Below are 275 nucleotides of genomic sequence, written 5' to 3'. Positions count from 1 at the left end.
AACATGCTCCTGAACAAGCAGGTCATCCAGCTTGAAAATCGGTCCAGCCGTCATGCGATCACCACGAGCGGAAGCAACGAATTTCCGATGCCGCTGCACGCCACCTTTGAGCTTACGCACCGCTGTAATTTGAAATGCGCCCACTGTTATTTGGAAAGCTCGCCGGAAGCGCTCGGCACCGTGTCGATTGAGCAATTCAAGAAAACGGCTGATATGCTGTTTGACAACGGTGTATTGACATGCGAAATCACGGGCGGAGAAATTTTTGTCCACCC

1 protein-coding gene is annotated in these 275 nt (G+C 51.6%); it reads left to right on the top strand.

Annotated elements, in window-relative coordinates; translation table 11 throughout:
- Positions 1-275 (top strand): radical SAM protein (locus CF394_RS00660; RefSeq protein WP_133079779.1); only part of this gene is annotated, 275 nt, incomplete at both ends.

This window comes from Tetzosporium hominis, from assembly GCF_002265435.1.
GTDB classification, from domain to species: domain Bacteria; phylum Bacillota; class Bacilli; order Bacillales_A; family Planococcaceae; genus Chryseomicrobium; species Chryseomicrobium hominis.
Note: the sequence above shows the minus strand (reverse complement) of the source record. Positions and strands in the feature narration are given on the sequence as shown.